At 47.1% G+C, this 24284-nt stretch carries 23 protein-coding genes; 17 read left to right on the plus strand and 6 right to left on the minus strand.

Annotated features, from left to right (window positions below):
• Nucleotides 1-4 precede the first annotated feature (4 nt).
• The 9 genes from AMJAP_RS09675 (at nucleotide 5) to rdgC (ending at nucleotide 8918) form a co-directional block, all read left to right on the plus strand.
• A complete protein-coding gene (locus AMJAP_RS09675) occupies nucleotides 5-2512 on the plus strand; it encodes a heavy metal translocating P-type ATPase (RefSeq protein WP_019622226.1) in 2508 nt (835 codons plus the stop codon).
• Nucleotides 2509-2709, plus strand: a complete 201-nt coding sequence (gene ccoS / locus AMJAP_RS09680; RefSeq protein WP_019622225.1) for a cbb3-type cytochrome oxidase assembly protein CcoS — start codon at nucleotides 2509-2511, stop codon at nucleotides 2707-2709. The genes AMJAP_RS09675 and ccoS overlap by 4 nt, the downstream gene beginning before the upstream one ends.
• Nucleotides 2702-3376: a sulfite exporter TauE/SafE family protein gene (locus AMJAP_RS09685; protein ID WP_019622224.1), complete on the plus strand. Its 675-nt coding sequence runs from the start codon at nucleotides 2702-2704 to the stop codon at nucleotides 3374-3376. The genes ccoS and AMJAP_RS09685 overlap by 8 nt, the downstream gene beginning before the upstream one ends.
• A 67-nt stretch (nucleotides 3377-3443) precedes the next feature.
• Nucleotides 3444-4835: an oxygen-independent coproporphyrinogen III oxidase gene (hemN, locus tag AMJAP_RS09690; protein ID WP_019622223.1), complete on the plus strand. Its 1392-nt coding sequence runs from the start codon at nucleotides 3444-3446 to the stop codon at nucleotides 4833-4835.
• 85 nt (nucleotides 4836-4920) lie between these two features.
• The gene (gene fnr / locus AMJAP_RS09695) at nucleotides 4921-5700 is read left to right on the plus strand and encodes a fumarate/nitrate reduction transcriptional regulator Fnr (protein ID WP_019622222.1); all 780 of its coding nucleotides are present in this window, start codon (nucleotides 4921-4923) and stop codon (nucleotides 5698-5700) included.
• Between the two features lie 82 nt (nucleotides 5701-5782).
• A complete protein-coding gene (locus AMJAP_RS09700; protein ID WP_019622221.1) occupies nucleotides 5783-6325 on the plus strand; it encodes an adenine phosphoribosyltransferase in 543 nt (180 codons plus the stop codon).
• Between the two features lie 238 nt (nucleotides 6326-6563).
• A complete protein-coding gene (locus AMJAP_RS09705; protein ID WP_019622220.1) occupies nucleotides 6564-7448 on the plus strand; it encodes an alpha/beta hydrolase in 885 nt (294 codons plus the stop codon).
• On the plus strand, nucleotides 7445-7918 hold the full coding sequence (locus AMJAP_RS09710) for a thioredoxin family protein (protein ID WP_019622219.1): 474 nt from the start codon (nucleotides 7445-7447) through the stop codon (nucleotides 7916-7918). Before AMJAP_RS09705 ends, AMJAP_RS09710 begins: the two co-directional genes overlap by 4 nt.
• A gap of 85 nt (nucleotides 7919-8003) precedes the next feature.
• Nucleotides 8004-8918: a recombination-associated protein RdgC gene (gene rdgC / locus AMJAP_RS09715; protein WP_019622218.1), complete on the plus strand. Its 915-nt coding sequence runs from the start codon at nucleotides 8004-8006 to the stop codon at nucleotides 8916-8918.
• Nucleotides 8919-8981: 63 nt separating this feature from the next.
• On the opposite strand, the gene AMJAP_RS09720 is transcribed toward rdgC, so the two are convergent.
• Nucleotides 8982-9617 carry a rhodanese-like domain-containing protein gene (locus tag AMJAP_RS09720; RefSeq protein ID WP_019622217.1) on the minus strand — a complete coding sequence of 212 codons (636 nt, stop codon included), beginning with the start codon at nucleotides 9615-9617 and terminating at the stop codon, nucleotides 8982-8984.
• A gap of 244 nt (nucleotides 9618-9861) precedes the next feature.
• Here AMJAP_RS09720 and queE point away from each other — a divergent pair, with 244 nt between their 5' ends.
• Complete coding sequence (queE, locus tag AMJAP_RS09725) at nucleotides 9862-10503, plus strand: 7-carboxy-7-deazaguanine synthase (RefSeq protein ID WP_019622216.1); 642 nt, start codon at nucleotides 9862-9864, stop codon at nucleotides 10501-10503.
• On the opposite strand, the gene AMJAP_RS09730 is transcribed toward queE, so the two are convergent.
• A complete protein-coding gene (locus tag AMJAP_RS09730) occupies nucleotides 10486-11376 on the minus strand; it encodes a bile acid:sodium symporter family protein (RefSeq protein ID WP_019622215.1) in 891 nt (296 codons plus the stop codon). The genes queE and AMJAP_RS09730 overlap by 18 nt on opposite strands.
• 430 nt (nucleotides 11377-11806) lie before the next feature.
• Between AMJAP_RS09730 and AMJAP_RS09735 the strand changes: the two genes are divergently transcribed.
• Both AMJAP_RS09735 and AMJAP_RS09740 read left to right on the plus strand, forming a co-directional pair.
• A complete protein-coding gene (locus AMJAP_RS09735) occupies nucleotides 11807-12970 on the plus strand; it encodes a cation diffusion facilitator family transporter (protein WP_019622214.1) in 1164 nt (387 codons plus the stop codon).
• Nucleotides 12970-13572, plus strand: a complete 603-nt coding sequence (locus AMJAP_RS09740) for a YigZ family protein (RefSeq protein ID WP_019622213.1) — start codon at nucleotides 12970-12972, stop codon at nucleotides 13570-13572. The genes AMJAP_RS09735 and AMJAP_RS09740 overlap by 1 nt, the downstream gene beginning before the upstream one ends.
• Here the strand turns inward: AMJAP_RS09740 and AMJAP_RS09745 are convergent.
• Nucleotides 13565-15223 carry a SulP family inorganic anion transporter gene (locus tag AMJAP_RS09745; RefSeq protein WP_019622212.1) on the minus strand — a complete coding sequence of 553 codons (1659 nt, stop codon included), beginning with the start codon at nucleotides 15221-15223 and terminating at the stop codon, nucleotides 13565-13567. The genes AMJAP_RS09740 and AMJAP_RS09745 overlap by 8 nt on opposite strands.
• 279 nt (nucleotides 15224-15502) lie before the next feature.
• Here AMJAP_RS09745 and AMJAP_RS09750 point away from each other — a divergent pair, with 279 nt between their 5' ends.
• Nucleotides 15503-16516, plus strand: a complete 1014-nt coding sequence (locus AMJAP_RS09750) for a GGDEF domain-containing protein (RefSeq protein WP_019622211.1) — start codon at nucleotides 15503-15505, stop codon at nucleotides 16514-16516.
• 142 nt (nucleotides 16517-16658) lie between these two features.
• Here the strand turns inward: AMJAP_RS09750 and gorA are convergent, their stop codons facing one another.
• Nucleotides 16659-18014, minus strand: a complete 1356-nt coding sequence (gene gorA, locus AMJAP_RS09755; RefSeq protein WP_019622210.1) for a glutathione-disulfide reductase — start codon at nucleotides 18012-18014, stop codon at nucleotides 16659-16661.
• A gap of 322 nt (nucleotides 18015-18336) precedes the next feature.
• On the opposite strand from gorA, the gene xthA reads away from it, so the two are divergent.
• Nucleotides 18337-19146 (plus strand): exodeoxyribonuclease III, encoded by an 810-nt coding sequence (gene xthA / locus AMJAP_RS09760; protein WP_019622209.1) that lies wholly within the window; start codon nucleotides 18337-18339, stop codon nucleotides 19144-19146.
• 62 nt (nucleotides 19147-19208) lie between these two features.
• Here the strand turns inward: xthA and AMJAP_RS09765 are convergent, their stop codons facing one another.
• The gene (locus tag AMJAP_RS09765; protein WP_019622208.1) at nucleotides 19209-20144 is read right to left on the minus strand and encodes a universal stress protein; all 936 of its coding nucleotides are present in this window, start codon (nucleotides 20142-20144) and stop codon (nucleotides 19209-19211) included.
• Between the two features lie 183 nt (nucleotides 20145-20327).
• On the opposite strand from AMJAP_RS09765, the gene AMJAP_RS09770 reads away from it, so the two are divergent.
• The 3 genes from AMJAP_RS09770 to AMJAP_RS09780 all read left to right on the plus strand — a co-directional run bounded on the left by AMJAP_RS09770 (nucleotide 20328) and on the right by AMJAP_RS09780 (nucleotide 22853).
• Complete coding sequence (locus tag AMJAP_RS09770; protein ID WP_019622207.1) at nucleotides 20328-20732, plus strand: YgaP family membrane protein; 405 nt, start codon at nucleotides 20328-20330, stop codon at nucleotides 20730-20732.
• A 176-nt stretch (nucleotides 20733-20908) separates the two neighbouring features.
• Entirely contained in the window at nucleotides 20909-22192 is a 1284-nt protein-coding gene (locus AMJAP_RS09775) for a GGDEF domain-containing protein (RefSeq protein WP_019622206.1), read from the plus strand.
• Nucleotides 22193-22295: 103 nt separating this feature from the next.
• Nucleotides 22296-22853: a DUF5610 domain-containing protein gene (locus tag AMJAP_RS09780; protein ID WP_019622205.1), complete on the plus strand. Its 558-nt coding sequence runs from the start codon at nucleotides 22296-22298 to the stop codon at nucleotides 22851-22853.
• Nucleotides 22854-22927: 74 nt separating this feature from the next.
• Here AMJAP_RS09780 and AMJAP_RS09785 read toward each other — a convergent pair whose 3' ends face one another.
• Entirely contained in the window at nucleotides 22928-24277 is a 1350-nt protein-coding gene (locus AMJAP_RS09785; protein WP_019622204.1) for a hypothetical protein, read from the minus strand.
• Nucleotides 24278-24284: the final 7 nt, after the last annotated feature.

Genomic DNA, 24284 nt, shown 5'->3' on the forward strand with positions numbered 1-24284 from the left:
ATTCATGAATGCCCACCAAGAAACAGGTAAAACCGATCAAGGCTGCTTTCACTGTGGCCTTGATATCCCCCCCCACTCTAACTTTGTTACTCTGATCAACGGCAAACCCCAGCCTATGTGTTGCCCTGGCTGCCAGGCTGTCGCTCAGGCAATTTCAGATGGCGGACTCGAGAATTATTATAAACACCGTACTGGTGAAACACGCTCACCTGAATTCACAGACGTCTCAATTCCTGAACAACTACTCGCTGAGCTCGCTCTGTATGACCAGCCTTCGATACAGCGATCATTCGTTACGGAAGATGAAGACGGCATCAAGCAGGCATCACTCGTTATCGAAGGTATTACCTGTGCCGCCTGCGTCTGGCTGCTTGAACATCATATTAGTAACCTGCCAGGCGTAACCAAGGCATCCGTAAATCTGACCAACCATCGCGCACAATTAAGCTGGAATAGTGCCGAAATACCGCTTAGCAGCATTCTCACATCGATCTATCGTATCGGCTATCAGGGACACCCGTACCACCCTGATAAAGAGGAACAGATGCTAGCATCAGAAACCCGAAAAGCAACCAGAAGACTGGGGATTGCGGGCGTTTTCTGTATGCAGGTGATGATGTTAGCTATGGCCCTTTACGCCGGTGACATTCAAGGCTTAGAAGGCCATCTGGTCACTTTTATTCGTTGGGCAAGCCTGGTCTTAGCTACCCCTGTTGTTATCTACTCTGCCCGGCCTTTTTTCAGTGCCGCTATCAGAGATATTAAAACCGGTCATCTGACTATGGATGTACCCGTGTCACTCGCTGTCGGCGGCGCCTATCTGGCTAGCGTATGGGCGACTGTAACCGCATCAGGCGAGGTTTATTTTGACTCGGTTACCATGTTTACATTCTTTCTGCTTATCGGACGCTTTCTGGAGATGAAAGCCAGACACCGTACAGGCCGTGCAGGAAACTCTCTGCTTAACCTGCTACCTGCCAGCGCTATCCTGTTGCGAGATAACGAAGAGCTAATGATCCCGGCAAATGAACTGAACGTTGGCGATCGAATCCTCGTTAAGCCGGGTCATACCGTACCGGCTGACGGCATCATTCTCAAAGGCCAGAGTAGCATTGATGAGTCTGCTCTTACCGGTGAATACCTACCGGTCAGCAAGGCCTGCGGAGATACGATTGTTGGTGGCACCTTTAATGTTGAAAACCCGCTACAAGTCGAAATTACTCAGGTCGGTGCAGCCACACAACTTTCCGCTATTGTCAGGCTTCTGGAACGCGCACACGAAGATAAACCCAAAGCAGCCCAGATCGCGGATAAACTCGCGGGTTATTTTGTTGCCGCTGTATTAATAACAGCATTAATTGTTGGGATCAGCTGGTGGTTTATAGCGCCCGAACACGCTTTCTGGATCACCCTGTCAGTGCTCGTAGTCACCTGCCCCTGCGCGCTATCTTTAGCAACACCGACAGCATTAACCGTTACTACTGGCACCCTACGTCAAAACGGTCTCTTAATAACCCGGGGCCATGTATTGGAAAGCCTCGCTAAAGCGACTCACATCGTTTTTGATAAAACAGGCACACTGACAGAAGGTAACCTTTCGCTCCAGAGCGTTATCCCACTTGGTGATGCCAACTATGAACAGACGCTAGCGATCGCCTGTGCGCTGGAAGCGCATTCCGAACACCCAATTGCCAAACCATTCCATGTACAGGCAAAACTGATGGAACCTGTACAGGCCGCCGAAATAACCAATCATGTTGGGTTAGGTCTTGAGGGGCAAGTGGACGGACGACGCTATCTTATTGGTAAACCCGCCTTTGCCAGCCAATACTGCTCTCAAATACTCAGCTATGACGATGCCCCGGATGCCCACGGGCAGTGGCTATTGCTAGCTTCTGACGCAGAACCTGTTGCCTGGATAGGATTGAGTGACGCACCAAGAAAACAAGCAAAAAGCGCCCTTAATCTACTCACCCGCATGGGTTTGCAAGTTGAGATGCTCACTGGAGACAGTTCCGCCGCTGTCAGCCATATTGCTAAAGAACTGGGTATTAAAAACACTCTTTCAGGCGTTTCGCCAGAACAAAAACTAGAACATATCCAATCCCTTCAGGCACAAGGCGCCAGTGTTATTATGGTAGGCGATGGAATCAATGATATCCCTGTACTGGCTGGAGCACAGACCTCCATTGCGATGGGCTCAGCCACCGACTTAGCTAAGACCAATGCTGATGCGGTCCTTATTTCAGGAGAGCTCCAACGACTTCCCCAGGCCTTGCAACTGGCTAGAAAAAACCAACACATTATCCGCCAGAACCTTGGCTGGGCAATTTTATATAATATGATTGCGCTACCGCTTGCTGCTACCGGTATGATAGCCCCTTATATGGCGGCTATTGGTATGTCTGCCAGCTCTTTAGTCGTCGTAGGTAACGCCCTTAGACTGTCTAAACTTCCCCCTAGCAATCAAGTAGAATTACCCGAACCATCAAGAAAGATAACTACACCATGAATATTTTATACCTGCTTATCCCTATCGCTATTGTATTTTCAGGCTTAGCTATCTGGGGATTTTTCTGGTCAGTGAATAGCGGTCAGTATGATGATCTTGAATCACCTGCCCATAGTATTCTTTATGATGACGATGAGCACCTCATTCCCGACGATGCTAAATCCCCTGCAAAGCCTATAGAAAAAACGAATGACTGAGCCTCTTTCCGTTGTTACTGCCCTTTTCCTTGGTCTGCTGGGAAGCGCCCATTGTCTGGGCATGTGTGGCGGAATATCCAGTGCTGTTGCAATGGGCATTGACCGGCAGAACCAACGGCCAGCGCTACTACTGCTGGGCTTCAATTCAGGCCGCATCCTGAGCTACGCACTGGCGGGAGCCATAGTGGGAAGCATTGGATGGCTGATTCGTTCTCCTGAGGTATCATTATTTCTGCGATGTATGGCTGGCGCAATCCTCATTATGATGGGCCTGTATGTTGCTCAGATATGGAAAGGTCTCAGCTACCTGGAACGGCAAGGTAGTCATTTGTGGAAACATATTCAGCCATTAAGCCGTAAACTGCTCCCGGTACGAACACCTCTTCAGTCACTAGCACTCGGATTACTTTGGGGATGGCTACCCTGCGGTTTGGTATACAGCACCCTCATCTGGAGTGCCACCGCTGGTGACTGGACAGAGTCTGCGTTAATGATGGCTAGTTTCGGCCTGGGCACCCTTCCGGCCATGTTTGCAACGGGCCTGCTCGCCAGTCAGGTACAAGCCTTGTTAAAAAACCGCAAAGCCCAAACCGTTGCGGGCGTTATGATCATAGCTTTTGGGCTATATACCATCCCCTGGCAGGGACTCGGACTTACACTAGCTTGATAAACATCAATACCGGCACGATTTAAAGCTCTATAATCGACCCTTTGCTGTAGAAGTGAGAAATGTTGTGAACCAGAACAATCTGATTAAATGGGATCTCGATCTGATCCGCCGCTATGACCTATCAGGCCCGCGCTACACCTCGTATCCAACGGCAATACAGTTTGATCCTGAACTTTCTGCTAGCGAACTGGTTAACACAGGCCAACAAACTGCTGACCTTAATACCCCATTGTCACTCTATGTACATATCCCTTTTTGTGCTCACGTTTGTTATTACTGCGCCTGTAATAAGGTAATCACACGCAACCGAAAGAAAGCACAACCCTACCTTGATACCTTGTATAAAGAGATGGCTCAGCTTTCAGAATGGTATTCCGAAGATCGCGTTGTTGAGCAGCTCCATTTTGGCGGAGGTACTCCGACCTTTATCAGTAATGATCAGATGATCCAGCTGATGCAGAAGTTGCGTGATAATTTCAAGCTTCTGGATGATGACTCCGGAGACTATTCAATTGAAATTGATCCCCGTGAAGTCGATCACGAAATGTTAAAAGTCCTGCGTGAAATCGGTTTCAATCGAGTAAGTTTTGGTGTTCAGGATGTCGAGCTTAAAGTGCAGGAAGCGGTGAACCGGGTGCAGCCCGTAGAAGAGATCGCCGATGTATTATATGAGTCTCGTCGCCTGGGGTTCCGCTCAATTAACATCGACCTTATTTATGGTCTCCCACACCAGACCCTGGATAGCTTCACGAAAACCCTTGATACCATTATCGAGCTCGACCCTGATCGCTTATCGGTATTTAACTATGCTCATATGCCAGACCGATTCAGGTCACAAAGTCATATCAAAGCTGAAGATCTGCCTAGCCCTGAGACTAAGCTGGCCATTCTAGAAACAACGATTAGCAAACTAATTGATGCAGGTTATGTATATATCGGCATGGACCACTTTGCTAAACCTGATGACGAACTGGCCCTGGCTCAACAAAGCGGGAAGTTACATCGAAATTTCCAGGGGTATACGACTCACAGTGATTGCGATCTGGTAGCCATGGGTGTGTCGTCTATTAGCCAGATTGGTGATGTTTACTATCAGAATGAACATGACATCGCCCTTTATTCTGCTGCAGTAGAATCACGTAATGATGCTATTAAGCGCGGGGTCACCCTGACACGGGATGACAGAATCCGCCGAGCAGTGATTACCCAATTAATCTGTCATTTCCAGTTACATAAAAAAGATATTGAAGATCAGTTTGAAATATCCTTTGCTGACTACTTTACTGAAGAACTGCAGGAACTGGAAAAATTCACTGGGGATGGCCTGGTTGTACTCACTGATGACAACATTGAAGTGACCCCGGCAGGACGGCTGCTGATCCGCAGAATATGCATGTCATTTGACGCGTATATTCCAAAGCAGTCGCCGACAAAGGGGTTTTCCCGCATCATTTGATACGGGAAAAGCTTCACCCGGCTCGAATTTTAGTAGATAATCTTGTGTTAGCTACGTCTATAACAACGAATACAGGACATCATTTATGGGTAACCATAAGGCATCTGAAGGGAAACTACATAGCTTGCAACAGGTCCACTGCGGTACTTGCAGCTTGAGCTCACTGTGCTTACCCGTGTCCCTCAATATGACAGAGATGGACCGGCTTGACGATATTATCGATAAAAGCCGCCCACTCAAAAAAGGTGAACACCTGTTCCACCAAGGCGAACCTTTTTCATCTGTATATGCTATCCGTGCGGGCACGATCAAAACCTATACTCTGACTAACGAGGGCGAAGAGCAGATCACCGGGTTCTACTTCCCAGGTGAACTGGTTGGAATGAGTGGTTTTGATAATGAAGAATACCCGGTATCGGCAAAAATTCTGGAAACCACCACCGTCTGCGAAATCCCCTTTGAGCGACTCGATGACCTTTCTGGACAACTTCCAGAACTGCGCCGCCAGATCCTTCGTACGATGAGCAAAGAGATTCGCGATGATCAGCAGATGATGCTGTTATTAAGTAAGAAAAACGCGGAACAGCGGGTCGCGACATTTCTGGTTAAGCTATCTAACCGTTTCAAAGCACGGGGCTATTCAGCCATTAGTTTTCGGCTTTCAATGTCCCGTAACGAAATCGGTAACTATTTGGGGCTTGCGGTCGAAACTGTTAGCCGGATCTTTACCCGGTTCCAGAAAATGGAATTGGTTCGGGTCGATGGTAAAGAGATTGAGCTAACCAATATTGATGAGATTTTCAAACTCTCGGGTGAATCACAGGAAGAAGAAACCTGTGAAGAGAAATCCTGCCCTAGCACTTAACTTCCCATCTGAAGCAAAGTAATACCCGCACTTAGCGGGTATTATTTTGTCTCCAAAGTCATTCTGTTTTAAGGTAATTCTGATGAGCTTCGATGAATGTTACATAAAGTCAGTCATGCGCACGATTCCGGATTGGCCGGAACCCGGCGTCATGTTCAGAGACATCACCCCTCTGTTTAAAGATCCAAAAGCGCTACGCATGATCTCTGATGAATTTATCCAGCGTTATATCGATACTGATATTACTCATATAGCCAGCATTGACGCCCGAGGCTTTCTCATCAGCTCTATCATGGCATATCAACTCAATATCCCATTGGTCCTGGTACGTAAGAAAGGGAAATTACCCGGTAAAACAATTCAGCGAGAATATGCATTGGAATACGGTACCGCCGCTGTAGAGATGCAGATTGACGCGGTAACTGAAGGAGATAAAGTTCTTGTGTTTGATGACCTTATCGCCACAGGGGGCACCGTCCTCGCTGCCTGCACTATTATTAAAGAGTTAGGCGCAGAGGTATACGAAACGGCAACCCTCATTGACCTGCCCGATCTTGGAGGCTCTGAAAAAATTCAGCAGTCTGGCATACCTGTCCATGCGCTGCTCGCCTACGAGGGACTCTAATCAAAGACCCTATCACCGGGGATGGCTTTACAGGTCTTCCCTGGTCTAGTATCAGCGTCCGGTACTTTTATCTTCCTGATAGCAATTGCCGTGACTGCTTCCCTGCATGATTCAACTATAAATACGCTCCTCCAATCCTCTTTCAAAAATATCTGCGACTATTATACAGTTGCATATTTCTTTAGGTTATATGAATATAACAATGATAAAAATACTATATAAGTAAGAGTAAACCGTTATGTTTAACCGGCCTGCCTATATCACCGCTCTAGTCATCTCAGTTCTGTTTTGCAGCCATTCATACGCGGAAGAGGTCAATATAAAGCATGAAAATCTTATCCTTAATGCCAATTTGCAGCGGATTGATGAACAGCCTCTTAGCGGAAGAGTTGCATTAATCACCCATGGAACACTGGCGCATAACCAGATGGAGATAATCTCCACCCTGCAAAGCTTACTCACTGATGAAGAACTTCCAAGTCTGGCGATAAACCTTAGCCTTGGTATAGATAACCGCCATGGGATGTACGACTGCACCACTCCACACAAACATAAGCATTCCGACGCTCTCAATGAAATCGACCTTTGGCTTAAATGGCTTAAAGACCATGGCGCGGATGAAATTGTTCTCGTAGGACACTCTCGCGGAGGCAATCAAACAGCCTGGTACAGTGACACTCATCCAAATAACGCAATTGCTCAGGTACTGATCGCCCCTGCAACCTGGAGTGAAGCGGCGGCACGTGAAAATTATGAACAACGTTATAACAAGCCACTTGTGTCAGCTTTCAATCAAGCTAAACAGGCAGCATCCGATGATATGATGATATCCACCGATTTTATCTACTGCGCTGATACCAAAGCCACAGCCGGAAGCTTTATCGATTATTACCGTCCCGACCCTCGGTTTAACACCCCAACTTTACTGCTGGAAACAACCCTCCCCAGTCTGGTAATTATCGGCTCTGAAGATCAGACCGTGAGTAACCTTCCTGAAGCGATGGCGGAAGTTCACAATGCTAATACTAAGACACTCCTGATTGAGGACGCTGATCACTATTTCAGAGATTTATATGCAGACGAAGTCGTAGAGGGCATTATCGAATTTCTGGACCAACTATGACTCCGCTATTAAGCCGGCTAAGCCTGATAACCGTCTTCTTTCTCAGTACTATTATTCAGGCTTCTGAAATACCAGTGATGGAAAATATGAAAAAAGATCAACAGCTAGCCGGTTCACGGTTTCTGCTGGTATTGATCAGCCAGCCAGATTGTAGCTATTGCCGACTCATAGAAGATGAAATTCTCAAGCCCATGCAGGTCAGTGGCCGGTACAAAGACCGTTTACTTTTTCGCAACCTCATTATCAATGATGGTCGCCGCTTAACAACAGTAGATGGAAAACAACTATCCGCTAATAAATTTGCCCAGCGCTACAGCAATTCACTCACGCCAACACTGCTATTTATCGATCCTCGTGATGGCTCCGAGCTCACTGATAGAATGATCGGTATTAATACGGTTGATATGTATGGTTATTACGTTGATAAAGCGATAGACCAAGCCTACAGCCAGCTTCTCAGTCTTCACTGATAATCTTTTCAACCAGTCCTGTTCTGGAGTCTCATATCTCTTTACAATAGCCTTCTTTTTTTATTCGACACAAAGGGCTTATTCCATGTGGTTCAAAAATGCCATCTTTTATCGTTTTAGTCAGCCGTTCAGCTACACCCCTGAAGCCCTCGAAGAAAAGCTCACAGAGAAAGCATTCATCCCTTGCGGTAGCCAGGAGTTAAGCCGTTTCGGCTGGGTCAGCCCGGCGGGAGATCTCTCTGATATGCTGGTACATGCAGGTAATGGTTTTATGCTGATTGCTGGCCAGAAAGAGGAAAAAATAATCCCCTCTGCTGTTATACGACAGCAACTTGATGCCCGGGTAAAAGTCATCGAAGACGAGCAGGCACGTAAAGTTTATAAAAAAGAGAAAGATCAGCTGAAAGATGAAATTGTGCTTGATCTATTACCCCGCGCTTTTAGTAAATATCAAAAAACCTGGGCGTTGATCGCCCCGGCTCAAAATCTCTTAATCGTCGATGCTAGCAGCCATAAACGCGCCGAAGATCTACTTAGCCATCTAAGAAGCCTGCTGGGCTCTCTGCCTGTTGTTCTACCCGATGTTAACCAGTCACCTTCCGCCGTTATGTCTACCTGGCTAGAGCACCCACAAGAGCGCTACACCGGACTGGAGCCTTTGGATGAATGCGAACTACGTGATAGCACTGTTGAAACGGGGGTAATTCGATGTAAAGGACAGGACCTGGGCAGTGATGAGATTCGACAGCACCTCGAAGCAGACAAACGTGTCGTTAAATTAGCTTTAGAATGGCAGGAAAGTATTAACTTCATTCTCCAGGATGATCTCTGTATTAAGCGGATCAAACTGTCAGATCAGCTGAAAGAAAAACTTGATCAGGAAAGTCCGGATGAAGCTTTTGCACAATTCGATGCTGAATTCGTTCAAATGTCACTCGAACTCACCCGGCTGATTCCGGCGCTAACTGAAGCTTTTGGTGGCGAAGCTCAACGCCCTTAAAATAAACGACTGAAAACAAAAAAGCCGTGCTCAGCACGGCTTTTTAGTATTCAAGTAATAGGCTTACTCTGCAGCTTCGCCTACCACAGTCAGACCCAGACTAGTCCAGGCCTGCATGCCACCGCGGTAATACTTCAACTTCTCTTCCGGATAACCCGCAGCTAACAACGCTCGCCCCATGGTTGGCGTTTGGCCACACCAGTAACCATTACAGAACATCACTAATGTTTTCGCCCCGTCGAAATCATAATTTTCACCATCAATCGCGACACCAAAGTCATCCAGAGCATCTTCCATATCTTCCTTTTCCTTCATCAGGGTAAAGGGATAATTGACTGAGCCAGGGATCGTCAGACGAAAATGCCAACCTTCGGTTCGGGTATCGACGATCATGATACTCTCGTCTTCCTGAGCATCGATCATGTAAGCGGTAAACTCACGCTCTCCCAGCGTCTCAACCTCATGAGGCGCAAAAGGATTCATTGCCTGCGGCATACCACGAAAAGTAGTGTTGTACAGTTCAGAAATTTTATTCTCAGGATCCTGGTTACGCATAACTTCAACGGTTTCACCATCATGGGTCACATTGAAAGAGAATAACTCTGGCGATATTTTTGCCTTTTTCCCCTCTGCCATCGCTATAGGAGAACTGGCAATAACTGCCCCCAGCAGAACACCTGCAAACACTTTTCTCATCATTTTCGACACCATCAATTCAGTTAATTATTATAAAACCCAGGAACAAAAAAGTTATAAGCTAATCCCTGTAAGTTATAACACATTTATACAGCAATCAAATTACCGGGTCACCTTTGCGCACTAGTGATTTAGTCTGATACCGATCCGGTAATTAAATAGAGAACCTGCAGTGAATCTATGCAACGAATCTATTGAACTGAGCTGATCACTGTGTAGACTACGCCCTTCTATCAGGTCAGGTATTATGATGCCAAAAACTTACAGCGTTAAAGAGATTTTCTACACCCTTCAGGGTGAAGGCGCACAAGCGGGACGTCCGGCGGTGTTCTGTCGCTTTACGGGCTGCAATTTATGGTCAGGTCGTGAGCAGGACCGCTCTAAAGCAGTGTGTGATTTTTGCGATACAGACTTCATCGGCACGGATGGCCAGAACGGTGGTAAGTTTGACTCTGCAACACTGCTGGCTAATGAGATAAAACAATTTTGGCCGCAAAATGAAGGGCGTCCCTATGTGGTTTGCACCGGTGGAGAGCCTCTTTTACAACTTGACCAACCCCTGGTAGAAGCATTTCACCAGGCCGGCTTTGAAGTTGCTGTAGAGACCAACGGCACTATTGCAGCACCCGAGGGTATCGACTGGATCTGTGTCAGCCCGAAAGCGGATGCGGAATTAGTCCAGAAAAGTGGTGATGAACTTAAGCTGGTCTTTCCTCAATCACTGGCCGCACCTGAACTATTCAAAACGCTGGACTTCGAACACTTCTACCTGCAACCGATGGACGGCCCCATGCAGCGCATCCATACTCAGGATGCTATTCAATACTGTCTCCAATACCCGCGATGGAAGCTAAGCTTGCAAACCCATAAGTTACTTGGCATTGATTGAAACCGCTTTAAGACTATGCGCACTGTTGCGCCACAAAATCAGTGCCACAATGGGCAACTGCATCAGGATGCCATACAGAAGTACCGCTAACGACATCTCCGGTTGCTGTAACAGGGCGCCGGTCACCAGCAGCCCTGTGCCAGCATTCTGAATACCGGTTTCAATACCCAGCGTGAGAGACGTCTCCGTACTTTGTCGGAGCAAATAGCGACTAACAAATACCGACAAAGCGATAGCACTGCTAACCATCATAAGAACAACAGGGCCAAGTACCGGTATCAACTCTGGCAACACCGCTCGATTAGCCCAGCTAATCAACACAACAACAGTGAACATAAAGACTAACGACAATACTTTTACCGGACGCTCTATTCGGCGACAAACTTCTGGCCAGATATGGTTAACTATCATCCCAACGGCCACAGGCACCAGAGTCACGATCACCAGTTTCATTATGGTTATCAATAACGGCAACTCCACCATTACCCCTTCACCCAGAAAATACTTCATACTTAACCAGGTAAGCCATGGCAAAGTAAAGGGAACGATCAAACTGCTCAATGATGTTAAGGCAATAGATAAAGCCGTGTCAGCGCGACACAAGTGACTGATCATATTCGACGTTGCACCACCTGGCGCAAAAGAAACTATCAGCAGACCTACTGCAAGCAAACCGGGTAACTTAGTAGCCGTTACCAGGATAAAAGTCAGAACAGGCAGCATAATGAGTTGCAGAATGAGGCCCGCAACAATCGGCTTTGGCCGATGCCATAGCTGGGAAAAGGCAGTTACCTGCAGTGTCAGTCCCATACCCAGCATAATGATAAACAGAGCCACCGGTAATAAAAGTGAAAGCGCATTGCCACCTTCCATTCAGAACGTTCCTACAGATAATTTAGAGAACGCTTATATTAGGGTTAGCCGTGAGCCATTTCAACCGCCGGATTATAGAGAATTAAAGGGCTGTCTCAATCTACCCACACAAGCTGTGGATAACGTTGTGGGTACACTCGATATTCACCTCCGCAGTACCCGGAAACCAGCCTTCCCAGATAAACTGGTTATTTTTTAACCAGAAGTTATTCCTGTTATTTTTCAATGAGTTATAACCCATTGATCTGGATCAAAAGTGACAGGACAACTATTTATCCAATATTTGTTTCAATTCAGCGTCATTACTGTGACTTAAAGAAGTCAATACTTTTCTTGAAATAAAACACAATAAAAAGACCGCGACAAACTGGTTAATTGAATCCGATCCACTTAACATATGCCCTGCCCTAAAATCGGACCCATTTTTACTATGCAACAGTCTCCAGATAAACAGTATCAGGCTCAACGAATAACACTTATTGGTGCAGCAATAGATGCTGTTCTGGGTGTTCTAAAAATTATCTTTGGCATACTTGCTCACTCCAGTGCGCTAGTTGCTGATGGTATTCATTCACTGTCAGACCTGTTAACTGATTTTCTCGTGGTTGCCATTATAAAATACTCTCACCAGGAACCCGATGAAGAGCACCCATGGGGGCACGCCCGCTTCGAAACGATTGGTACTGTTATTCTCGGCTGTATATTAGTGGCCGTTGCCGGTGCCATGGCCTTTGAGAGCATCTCTACACTCATTAAAAGTGAAGTCATACCTCTTCCCGAGTGGCCCGCACTGGTCATCGCCGCAATATCTGTAGGCGCTAAGGAAGTGATCTTCCGTTACACATTGGCCGTTGGTAAGCGTATTAAATCTGATCTTATTATCGCTAATGCCTGGCATAGCCGAACCGATGCATTCTCATCCATCATCGTATTTGTCGGGGTAGCTGGCGCAATGAGCGGTCTAATCTGGCTCGATGCTCTGGCTGCCGTCATCGTGGCTTTCATTGTTGCCAAGATAGGCTGGGAACTGACCTGGAAAAGCATCCAGGAATTGGTCGACACCGCCCTTCCAGAAGCAAAAATAACCGCCTATACCGATGTTATTATGAAAGTTGAGGGAATCCTCAGCGTCCATAGTTTCAAAAGCCGTACCATGGGCAGCCAGAGCCTGCTAGAGATGCATTTGCAAGTAGCCCCTCACCTTAGCGCCTCCGAGGGTCACTTTATAGGTGATAAAGCTGTCATTATGCTGATGAGCGAGTTTGAAGATATCGGCCACATTATCTTCCACATTGATACATACGATGATGAAGCCGAATTCAACGGGTCTCACATCCTCCCGGTGCGCACCGAAATCAGTCACCTGCTATGGGAACATCTGGACGAGATTGGCCAACCTGATCTGGGCATTAGTCGCCTGGTACTTTTCTACCGCAACGACTCAGTCGAAATAGAACTAATGCTATTGGATAACCCTGTTAACAAGAGCATTGACCTAGACGATCTGGAGTCCCGGCTTAACCAGTTATTCCAACAGCATGAATGGTTCAGAAGCATCCACCTTTGGCAGGGCACACAACCCGCTAAGTTATAATGAGCTATAAACGCCCAGCCAGCGCTCACCATAGCGAGATTGAGATCAATCGAAGTCGGTTTATCTGTTATGTGCAACCGGTTAACAACCGGGCAGAAGCCGACAGTTTTATCTCCGAGATTCGTCAGCGTCACCCAAAAGCAAACCATAACTGCTGGAGCTATATCGCCGGTCCAGCCGATGATGTGCATCAATGGAACGCCAGTGATGACGGTGAGCCAAAAGGAACCGCTGGCCAGCCGATGCTGAATGTGCTGCGACATAACAATCTTGGTAATATCTGCGCGGTCGTGACACGTTATTTCGGAGGTATTAAACTCGGAACCGGCGGCCTTGCCCGGGCATACTCACAAGCGGTACAGGAAGCGCTTAAAGAACTACCTACCCAACTAGTTGTACCCATGCTTGATGTGGCGCTCACTGCGCCTTATGACCTTACTGGCGAAGTTGAGCAGCTCATCTCTCAATTCAAACTGACTCACTGCGAACGTAGTTTCAATGCTCAACTCCTGATAACAGCTAAGCTCGCCACCTCTCTGGAAGTTGAATTCAGGCAAGCCCTGACCCCCTACCAGCACCTGATAGAGCTCAAAATCAGTTAGGTTCGTCCCTGAAAACCATTGAATGGGCCATTTCCAAAGCTTTACTACGTTGTTTATGGCAATTATTTACAGGCACCAGATCAAGAATCCGTAAGCGCTTGAGAATGTCATTAACGATCGGATTAAGGCCGATCAGATGAACATCCCGACCGACCTGTTGTGCCTCCAGTATCATATCTTCAATCGCTAGCGCGGTGGACACATCAATCAAAGGCACTCGACTAAAATCCATTAACAAAGCATCATGCGGACGCAGACCTTCTAACTTCGTCGACAAACCTTTAGCTGCAGCATAACTAATCGGCCCGTCAAATTGATACAAGACAACCCTTCCCTTAGTTTCAGCCAGTAACTGGCGTTCTCGCTCAGTGAGCCCTTCATCATTACCGGCATGACTGTCGATGACTCGGATACTGTCTAACTGGTTATCTGAAAGCCGTTTAACAGTCACTACATTCGCGATAAACACCCCAACAAAAACAGCGGTTACAAGATCAACCATAACCGTCAGAACAAGTACCAATAACATCAGACCCGATACAAAAAGTGGTGCCCGATGAAGCCGCTGCAGAAATCGCCAATCGATAATATCCAGGCCCACTTTAAGCAGAATACCCGCCAAGACAGCGTGGGGAATGTTTTCTGCTAAAGGAGCAGCCCCTAATAAAATACCGCTGAGAACAACCGCGTGAAAAGCACCGGCTAATGGAGTGCTGCCACCCGCTTTAATATTAACTACCGTTCGCATGGTAGCCCCGGCTCCCGGTAATCCTCCAAACATCCCTGCAAAAACATTACCAATACCCTGACCGATCAGTTCTCTGTCGGAATCATGATGTGATTTGGTCATATTGTCCGCAACCAGGGAGGTCAGCAGAGAATCAATAGATCCGAGTACCGCCAGCATCAATGCCGCAAGAAACATCTCACTCAGGATTTCCATAGAAAAAGCCGGCATTACCAGCGCCGGTAAGCCGGTTGGAATATCACCAATAACCGCAAGATTTCGCTCACCATGAAACAACTGATAGATCAGCGTTCCTATGACCAGCGCCAGCAAAGTAGGCGGAATGATCGCACTGACTTTCCTAGGGCAAAACATCACAATAGCCAGCGTCATTGAGCCTAAAAGCAGCGCCGCCGAGTCAGCTTCCCTTAGGTACAGAGGGACTTCACGCAATGCCATTTCGGCACTGGAGGCACCAGGAAAACCAAACATAGGTCCCAACTCTAGAAGGATGATAATAAGACCGATGCCGGTCATGAACCCTGAAATAACAGGAAACGGTACCAGGGTGACATATTTACCTAGTTTCAGCAGGCCGAATGACATCTGCAACAAACCACCCATGATAACCACCGTAAACGCATACAGAGGGCCACTTTGGGGATCAATAGCGACGAATTGCGTAAAGACCGATGCCATAACGACAGTCATCGGCCCTGTAGGACCCGATACCTGACTTGGGGTCCCTCCAAAAAGTGCCGCAAACAGCCCTACAAAAATAGCGCCGTAGAGGCCAGCAATCGCCCCCGCACCGGAAGAAACTCCAAAAGCCAGCGCCAGCGGCAACGCAACTACAGCTGCCGTCAACCCACCTAAAAGGTCTCCGCGAATATTTTTAAAGTGAAGCCCATGTATTAACGACATAGCTTACCCGTTCTAAGGTATTGTTTTAATTATATAGATTTCTAATTTACTGCAAAGTTGATCAGTTTGCATACAACTTATCAAAGAACATGGACTGCCGATTAAATCAATAAATACTTAGTCTTGTTGCTGACGGCCATCTTGAATCAGAATCAAACAATCGTTCTAAAATATTCACGTTTTGGGTAGAGGACTCCTTCCGTCGGCATTAAAAAATGTTATTCTTGCTTGAGTTTTGTAGCACTAACTGATTTCCGCGAAATAGCCAGAAGAGGTTTTATGAAGTTCGCAGACAATCCCCAGCAAGCGACGGAGTACCTTCGTCAAGCCATTCCATTGATGATAAAAAACCGCGTACCACCAAATCCGCTCAATTACGCGCTCTGGTACGCTTATGTTTCCAATGTTCTGCCTGAACTCAATAATCAGATGGATAAAACCCTGGAAATTTATGGCACCTGCCCTAACTTAATCAGTGAAAAGCTATTTCGTGACTTTCTGATTAACGATGAAGTTGAAAACGCCGAGGTGATTCAAAACGCTCTATTTTCTGTCATGGGCGACCTTGAGAGCAGTGCTTCGTCAACGATGCAGGATACTGAAGCCTACAATGAGGTATTGCAGGATAGCCTGAGTGCACTCAGACATAGCAGCGATGACCAGTCTCTGGAAAGCATCATTCAGAAGCTAACAGTCAATACAGAAACCATCAGTGAAAGTGCACGCCAGTTCCAGAAAAAAATTGATGATGCCCAGGCTGAGATCAAGGCCCTCAAGCAAGAGTTGGAGACAACTCGCCAGGACGCTAGTGTTGATCCTCTCACCGGTTTATTTAACCGTCGGGTTTTTGATGCAGAGGTCAATCAACTAGCCGCTGATACCGAGCCTGATGTATCACTGATTATGGTTGATATCGACTTTTTCAAGAAATTTAACGACAACTATGGCCACCAAATGGGCGATAAAGTACTTCAGTATGTCGCTAAGTTAATCAAAGACGAGTGCTCTGAACCCTTGCTCCCCGTGCGCTTTGGAGGCGAAGAGTTTTGTCTGCTACTGCCTGGCATGAGTAACGAAGAGTCGGCAGAGTTAGCCGAAAAGATACGTAAGAAAATTGCAGCAATTCGTATCAAACAGAAGAAAACGGGCGAAGTCATCAGCTCCATTACCGCATCTTTCGGTGTCGCGCGCCTTGCTCCAGATGAAACACCCGAGAGTCTGATCGAGCGAGCTGATGCCGCACTTTATAAAGCAAAAGATGCAGGCAGAAACAACGTGCAGATTAGCCACTAAAGAAACTCTTTAAATCATTTACTAAAGCGCCTCAGGGCGCTTTTTTTTGTCCATCTGTTTATCAGCCCCTTGTTAACAGAACGTCCAGACAAAAAAATCCCCGGTCTGCAGAGCAGCCGGGGGAATAGTCGATGAAGATCGCTTAACTCACAGGTTCACGCATTGTTACAAACTCTTCAGCCGCAGTCGGGTGAATACCGATCGTCGAATCAAATACCGCTTTTGTGGCGCCAGCTTTCAGAGCAACCGCTATGCCCTGAATGATTTCGCCGGCGTCGGGGCCAACCATGTGCACCCCAAGTACTTTATCGCTATCACGATCAACCAACATCTTCATGAAGGTTTTCTCGTCACTACCGCTGATAGTGTGCTTCATTGCTCTGAACGTAGATTTATAGACATCAACGTTCGTATAGAGTTCACGACTTTTTTCTTCCGATAACCCCACGGTACCAATATTCGGCTGACAGAACACTGCCGTTGCAATCAAGTCATAATCAACTTGCTGATTCTGGCCATCGTAAAGGTTACGTACCAGAGCCATCCCTTCAGCAAGAGCGACCGGCGTTAATTGAACTCGATCAATCACATCGCCGATGGCATAAACCGAAGGCTCCGCAGTCTCAAACTGATCATTTACAACAATCGCACCGTTATCTGCTTGCTCCAACTTGATATTATCCAGACCGAGATCCATCACGTTGGGTACACGACCTGTGGCATACATGATGGTATCTGCTGCCAAAGTAGAGCCATCAGTCAGATGCGCCAATAGCGATCCATCGGACAGTTTTTCAATCTTTTCAATATTGTTATTAAAGCGCAGGCTGACATTTTTCTTGGCAACCTCTTCAGCGGTAAACTCACGGACCTCCTGATCAAAACCTCGCAGGAACATGTCGCCGCGGTAGATCAGTGAAGTTTCTGCACCCAGACCCGCAAAGATCCCGGCAAACTCAACGGCGATATAACCACCACCTACTACGATTGCGCGCTTTGGAAACTCATCTAGATAAAACACTTCGTTTGAACTAATGACATGCTCACTGCCCTCGAACTCGGGCACATAAGGCCAGCCGCCCGTAGCAATCAATATCCGCTCAGCGGTGTACACTTTCCCGGCAACTTCGACACTGTTAGGTCCGGCAATTTTTGCTCGGCCATCTATCAGGTTAACCCCTGAGTTCACTAACATATTTCGGTAGATACCATTCAGGCGTTCAATCTCTTTGGTTTTATTATCCCGCAGAGTTGGCCAGTCAAAACTGGATTTACCAACATTCCAGCCAAAACCAGCCGCATTTTCAAACTCTTCACTGAAATGGGAACCATAAACAAATAATTTTTTTGGTACACAACCAACGTTGACACAGGTACCGCCCAGGTAGCGATCCTCAGCCATACCTACGCGAACCCCCATAGCTGCAGCCATACGCCCGGCACGCACACCGCCAGAACCGGCACCAATTACAAACAGATCAAAATCAAACTCTGCCACAGGAATCCCCTTAACACTGTTAACTATTAACAAGCAGGCAGGCACTGCCCCCTACTCTGCTTTGTACAATTCTACCGAGCCTAATCTACCTGTTGTCGCTTACTGATGCCAATAAAGATAGGCAAAAACCGTAATAGAGTTTGTTAATACAAGAAACCTGAGCAGAGTCCTTTGTTCTTACTCAAATGATACAAGCCGGCTCGCTTTATAACCCACAAAGAACAGCAAGAATTACAGTCAAATCCAATTGCACTTTCAATCGCTGGAGGTTAAGTTAGGCAGCTTCTATTGTATTCTCAATCAGACCTCCCATTGGATCACCATGAAACTTATCTCATTTAATACCAACGGTCTGCGCGCCCGGCCACATCAGATAAAAGCGTTAATCGAAAAGCACCAACCCGATGTCATCGGTATTCAGGAAACTAAAGTTCAGGATTCAGAGTTTCCGATCGATATGATCACAGAGCTTGGCTATCACGTTGAATATCACGGTCAGAAAGGGCATTACGGTGTTTGTCTGATTTCTAAACAGCCTCCACTTACTTTAGAGAAAGGTTTTCCCGGTGATGATGACGACGCCCAGAAACGGATGATCATCGGCGAATATGAAATTGAAGGCACACGGGTAAAAGTACTCAACGGCTATTTTCCTCAAGGGGAAAACATTGCTCATGAAACGAAATATCCGGCCAAGCGGAAATACTATCTTGACCTGCAGGCCTATCTTGAAGATCAATGCGATCCAGACCAGCCTCTGGTCGTTATGGGCGACCTGAATATATCACCCGAAGATATCGATATCGGGATTGGCGAGCCCAATCGCAAACGTTGGCTGAAAACAGGCAAGGCGAGCTTCCAGCCTGAAGAAAGAGAATGGCTAGCCCGCCTGTTAAGCTGGGGATTGCAGGACACCTACCGTAAAATCAATCCAGATAGCGATGATCGTTTCAGTTGGTTTGATTATCGCAGCCGTGGGTTTGAAGCAGAGCCTAAACGCGGTTTGCGTATTGACGCCGTACTGGCCACGCAATCCCTGTTTGATCGTTGCAGTGATGCGGATATCGACTACGAAATTCGCGGCATGGAAAAACCTTCTGACCACGCCCCTATCTGGGCCCACTTCGACTAGCCGTCGCTTTACGCGTTGACTCAAAACTCACTAAAAAGGGCCATAACTAAGGCCCTTTTTGTTTATTCTTTTATCGAACTCTCAAACCCGGGGGGTTTGACCACCAGCAAATCTGAATGCAGCTGATCCAGAATGCGCTCAACAGTACTACCCACCAGTATACGATCTAATAATCCCCGGGCCACAGCACCTACTACCAATATATCAATGTGTGCTTCGTCTACATATTCCAACAAGCCCTGATACGCTTCTTTCTCTTTCAGACAAACCGCGGCGCTCTCTGTGCTCAGGCCAAAAGGTTGAAGCAGATGATCCAGTGCCGTTATATGCTCCTCTCTGACTTTACGCTGCATCCCGTCAAAATCGGTGACCAGATGCTCATCAAAGATTGCAGAGTGGGGTAATACATTGAAACTATGGACAACTTTAAGATCGCCCTCAATAGTTTGTACCATTCGCCGGGCCCATTCCAGAATAGTTGTATCCATTCCCGCCGGGCTATCACATTCATGAAAGGGATCAACCGCAGCAGCAACATGTCCGCCATCGGACCAGGCTTTTTGCTTCAGTAACAAGAGAGGTACCGGACACTCCCTGATCAATAACCAGTCACTCTGATCAAAGATATAGTGCCCTAACCGGCTGTGCTGTGCGACCTGATGCAGAACGATATCCGGTTCGAAGCGCAGTACTTTGCGAATAATATGTTCAGCATGATGTCGCTGCCAACACACATCCAGATCCACCTCAATACCCAGGCTTTCAAAAGGTTCAAGTAACTGTTCCAATTCAGCTTCAGCCTGATGCATATAACCATGTTCAGCTCTGATCAAAGACTCTTTGTCCAACAGATAGCTGTTTCGTAAAGAGCTATTGTAACAGCATCGAAATAGTTCAACCTTGGCCCCGCTTCCTTCAGCCAGCCGTAATGCTTTCTCCAACAGCAACGAGCAATCTCTCCCCTGCTCGACATTGACCAGAATTTTTCGGATATCCACCGCAACACCTCCGCTCTACATTTACTAAGCATGAGCAAGAGCCGGAATTTTGCAAATTTATCTCTTGATCTGGCACAAAGAACATAATATTAAGCTTTTCTAACTTAGCGCTTTATATTAAATATAACTAATATATAATATTCGACAGATATTCACATAACTAACATCGTTGAGGTAAAGATCATGTCTCTTAATGCCGCACTTCGTCTTCTGGCAGGAAGCGTAATTCTGTTAAGCCTAGCTTTAGGTACTTATATGCACCCTGCCTGGTACTACCTAACCGGGTTCGTCGGTCTTAACCTTTTACAGTCTGGATTCACTAAATGGTGCCCGGCCATCACCGCCTTTCGTATGCTGAAGTTAACAGAGCAAAGCTGCGACACAGGCATGAGCATTCATCAGGGTGTTCGCATTATCGCAGGCACTGGTGTTCTCCTGACAGTAGCAGCGTTTATGTTCTTTGCTGCCCCCCAGTGGATTCTCTATCTAACAGCGGCATTTGGTGCCAGTCTGCTTCAATCTGCATTTACTGGATGGTGCCCTGCCTTCACCATCGCCGGACTTATCGGCTTCAAAAAAGCAGCTTAAGCATTCGATTTCAAGAAGATATTCTCACCGAGTCAGCGCTTATTATTAATGATAAATGCCGCTTCCGCGGCATTTATCATTTTAATACCCCAGGATTACCCAATCCGGTAACTGAGCGGCTTCCCATGCACCCTCTCCATGAGTAGGATAAGCACATTGGGCAAAGGAGAGACCGGGTGCTGCTTTACAATCTGCAGAAAATTCTTAAGCTGATGTTGCCTGGCTTCATTCTGCTGTCACTGTCGCCCTTCATTCACAGTCAGCTTAACAACCTTACTTTTGGACAACAGCAACTACTGGGCTATATTCCCCCATTACTTGCCTTACTCTCATTAACGCTCTGCATCAGCTTTAACCAGAGTCGACTGCTACTCTCGACACTCAATCTAACTGGATTATTCTTACTGATACAAGATCAGTTGCAAAGCAGCCTGAACCAGCCAGGAAACTTCGTATTATTCAGTTTGGTCAGTCTTCTTTTTCCAGTGCTTCAGCTATTTATTGCCTTCATACCGGAACGAGGCTTGAGCCTTCGCTGGATTCTCAGATACACCCCGGTGGTACTCAGCGGGTATGCCATACTGTGGCTTGCAGCTCAGAGCAACGCACTCGCTCATTGGCTTACATCTTTGCCAATGGGATTAATTCAGATGTTTGCCGACCCTTATTTACTTAGCCAATGGACAACCTTCGCCTTCAGTTTATCTATCCTGTTGAGCCTACTCATTCTTTGGTTTCGAGGCACTCTGGCCGATGCTTGCCTGGTATTAGTAACGCTTGCGGTTGCCGTTATGCTGGCCTTATTCAGTGAGTCCAATATTTCAGCCTTGAGCAGCAGTCTGTCACTGATACTGATACTTTTTACCGTTCTATTTAACTCCTACAGTATGGCGTTTATCGATGAGCTTACCGGCTTGCCTGGGCGACGGGCGCTGGAAAACACACTCAATAGCGCTGGCCGTCATTACACCCTCGCGATGGTAGATATCGATCATTTTAAAAAATTCAATGATACGTACGGTCATGATGTAGGAGATCAGGTATTAAGAATGGTTGCCAGTCAGATGCGTCAGGCTGCCCGCGGAGCCACTGTTTATCGCTACGGAGGCGAAGAGTTCACTATCGTGTTCAAACGAATGGATGAAGTCAAAGCGATTGAAATTGCAGAGAAAGTAAGAACCAGCGTTGCTGAATACCCTATGCAGATTCGCGATCAAAACCGGCCTGGCGATGAAAAACAGGGGCGTAAGCAGCGAGGCCGAAAAAATAAAGATGATGGCACCGCTCAGGTCACTATCAGTATCGGTCTGTGCCAAAAAATGAATGACCACAAAGATAGCCAGTCTGTTATTAAACAAGCCGACGAAGCGCTCTATCTTGCCAAACAACAAGGTCGAAACCGTTCAGTGGCCTGTCACATAGCTCAACCCCGTAAACGTAGAACTGTCGCGGCAACATGAATATGTTTCACACATGTAATCGGTTTATCTGCCGATAACCAATCTACTCTTTAGGTGAACTACAACATTATTGTGGTCCTGAAACTCAAACGGAGGACCGGGAATGGAAATCAAATCAACACAGAATCAACCAGCGGCAGATGCGAACCTGGCAACAAAACAATCCCAGGCTGTACTCGATAAAGACGTACAGAACAGGGCAATCCTCCAAGCCTCTCTGGATGTCAGTATATCTTCAGGTAATGATTCTCTGGCTCTGCTATACAGCAGCGTAGTCAGTGAACTCAATCAAGTGCTTGAAGCGGACATGGGACCTTCTGCTATACAAAAAGCTTACGACTCTGGGGTGGACATGAGCCCTGCAGCCACAGCGGAACGCATTGTCGGATTAAGCGCTAACTTTTTCAGCAGTTATCAGGACCAGCACCCCGAGATGGATTACGAAACTCAGGTACGCAGCTTCGTTGAGTTGATTGCTGGCGGTATAGATCAGGGTTTTAGTGAAGCCCGCGACATTCTCGATGGCTTACAAGTTCTGGAAGGTGATATCGCCTCTAACATTGATACCACTTATGATCTGGTTCAGGAAAAGCTAACCGCGCTGATCGATACATTGCTCAACCCTGAGGTAAGCGAAGGAGATACTGCAGTACCCGAGTAGTACGCTCACGCCAAGTAAAAACAAATAAACCGGGCAACGTCCGGTTTATTTATTTGCGCGCTGCACTACCCCTATCAGAACGCATATCGAATCCGGCCATAAACATTACTCGCATCTTCAAACTGACCGAAAAAAGTATGCGATTTCTCCCCACCAAAAACATTGGCTCCAACCACTATATTCAGATTATCACTGTAGCGATAAGTAACCGTTGGACGAATAAAGTAATCGTCGTCACTGGGTGAATAATAGGTAAATAGTGAGCCAATCAGGTTGTCCTGAAGCATTCGATAGTTGAGCCTGACGGTATACAGATAACGATTCTTTGCCGGGTTATAAGGCGACGCTGAAGCTTTCTTCAGGGCTGTATAGTCCTGCGTTTGTTCCAGGTAATACTGTAAACCCAGGGTTAGCCTGGGCAGTAACTCCCGCTCGTATCCCAGCAAGAAACGAAACTGATCATTAGGTTTCAACGGATTGTTACCGGCGCTGTCCTCTGCCAGATGCCAGGCAATTTCAGCATTTGCTAAGCCGGTGCCAAGATTTCCCCGCACACTGGCGCCGAACACATCCAATCGGGTAAATTCCGGCTGTCCGGTTGCACTCAGGGCATTCGGTTGCTTCTGAAAGCCTCGGTAGCCATACAGAGCCCACTCGGTACCGCGGGCATTTCCGGCAAGGCGGGTGGCAAATTCGCCGTTGGCAAAACTATTTGCCGGATCCTCAGCAACAATACGCCCGGAAGGTGCTGCAACGTTCTCCCCTGTCTGAGGCGAAAACCAGGAGAAACGTTCGCCATTTATAAACCTGTCCGAGGTAAACACTGGCACCCACACCAACTCTAAACTGGCTGAGTCGCCGTAATAACTTGTTTTAGCACCCGCCACCGGCGCTTTAAGGTACTCGGTATCTCGCCCGGAAAAATAAGACTGCCAGTCTTTAGGAAACATATCATTCAGAAACAATAGGTCTCCGGTACCCCAGGTGAGTACCTGCTGGCCAATTTTGACATCGGTGCGCTCTGTGATCCCGAAAGTATATGACGCTTCGCGAAGGTCTGCCCGGGTTCCCTGTACAACCCCATCGGCATACAGGTCTGCCTTAATGGTATAGCGGTTATCTCCAATAAAACCGGTTGTTTCCAGTCGTAAACGAAGATCGGCCAGGGTCGCATCATCAACAGCGGAAAATTGCTCGTCAACGGCAGAATCTTCCTGAAGCCTCATTCCCAGCGCCGTTTCAACAAACCCATGCCAGTTACTACCGCTCTGCTCTTCTGTCCAGCTATCGTCATTCCAGCTCTCATCACCCCAGTCGTCACCGTTCGACGTTTCACGGACTGACTCATTAACAGCCTCTTGGGCGAGAACCGCTGGCGTTGAAAGCGCTATAGCGGCCATCAGAGGCCAGTATTTTATTGTCATTATCTCA

It is taken from the genome of Amphritea japonica ATCC BAA-1530 (assembly GCF_016592435.1).
GTDB lineage: Bacteria > Pseudomonadota > Gammaproteobacteria > Pseudomonadales > Balneatricaceae > Amphritea > Amphritea japonica.

Excerpts from the sequence above, each read along its gene's own strand:
- AMJAP_RS09675 (WP_019622226.1), top strand. The coding sequence starts at position 5 with ATGAATGCCCACCAAGAAACAGGTAAAACCGATCAAGGCTGCTTTCAC.
- ccoS (WP_019622225.1), top strand. The coding sequence starts at position 2,509 with ATGAATATTTTATACCTGCTTATCCCTATCGCTATTGTATTTTCAGGC.
- AMJAP_RS09685 (WP_019622224.1), top strand. The coding sequence starts at position 2,702 with ATGACTGAGCCTCTTTCCGTTGTTACTGCCCTTTTCCTTGGTCTGCTG.
- fnr (WP_019622222.1), top strand. The coding sequence starts at position 4,921 with ATGGGTAACCATAAGGCATCTGAAGGGAAACTACATAGCTTGCAACAG.
- AMJAP_RS09700 (WP_019622221.1), top strand. The coding sequence starts at position 5,783 with ATGAGCTTCGATGAATGTTACATAAAGTCAGTCATGCGCACGATTCCG.
- AMJAP_RS09705 (WP_019622220.1), top strand. The coding sequence starts at position 6,564 with ATGTTTAACCGGCCTGCCTATATCACCGCTCTAGTCATCTCAGTTCTG.
- AMJAP_RS09710 (WP_019622219.1), top strand. The coding sequence starts at position 7,445 with ATGACTCCGCTATTAAGCCGGCTAAGCCTGATAACCGTCTTCTTTCTC.
- rdgC (WP_019622218.1), top strand. The coding sequence starts at position 8,004 with ATGTGGTTCAAAAATGCCATCTTTTATCGTTTTAGTCAGCCGTTCAGC.
- AMJAP_RS09720 (WP_019622217.1), bottom strand. The coding sequence starts at position 9,617 with ATGATGAGAAAAGTGTTTGCAGGTGTTCTGCTGGGGGCAGTTATTGCC.
- queE (WP_019622216.1), top strand. The coding sequence starts at position 9,862 with ATGATGCCAAAAACTTACAGCGTTAAAGAGATTTTCTACACCCTTCAG.
- AMJAP_RS09730 (WP_019622215.1), bottom strand. The coding sequence starts at position 11,376 with ATGGAAGGTGGCAATGCGCTTTCACTTTTATTACCGGTGGCTCTGTTT.
- AMJAP_RS09735 (WP_019622214.1), top strand. The coding sequence starts at position 11,807 with ATGCAACAGTCTCCAGATAAACAGTATCAGGCTCAACGAATAACACTT.
- AMJAP_RS09740 (WP_019622213.1), top strand. The coding sequence starts at position 12,970 with ATGAGCTATAAACGCCCAGCCAGCGCTCACCATAGCGAGATTGAGATC.
- AMJAP_RS09745 (WP_019622212.1), bottom strand. The coding sequence starts at position 15,223 with ATGTCGTTAATACATGGGCTTCACTTTAAAAATATTCGCGGAGACCTT.
- AMJAP_RS09750 (WP_019622211.1), top strand. The coding sequence starts at position 15,503 with ATGAAGTTCGCAGACAATCCCCAGCAAGCGACGGAGTACCTTCGTCAA.
- xthA (WP_019622209.1), top strand. The coding sequence starts at position 18,337 with ATGAAACTTATCTCATTTAATACCAACGGTCTGCGCGCCCGGCCACAT.
- AMJAP_RS09770 (WP_019622207.1), top strand. The coding sequence starts at position 20,328 with ATGTCTCTTAATGCCGCACTTCGTCTTCTGGCAGGAAGCGTAATTCTG.
- AMJAP_RS09780 (WP_019622205.1), top strand. The coding sequence starts at position 22,296 with ATGGAAATCAAATCAACACAGAATCAACCAGCGGCAGATGCGAACCTG.
- AMJAP_RS09785 (WP_019622204.1), bottom strand. The coding sequence starts at position 24,277 with ATGACAATAAAATACTGGCCTCTGATGGCCGCTATAGCGCTTTCAACG.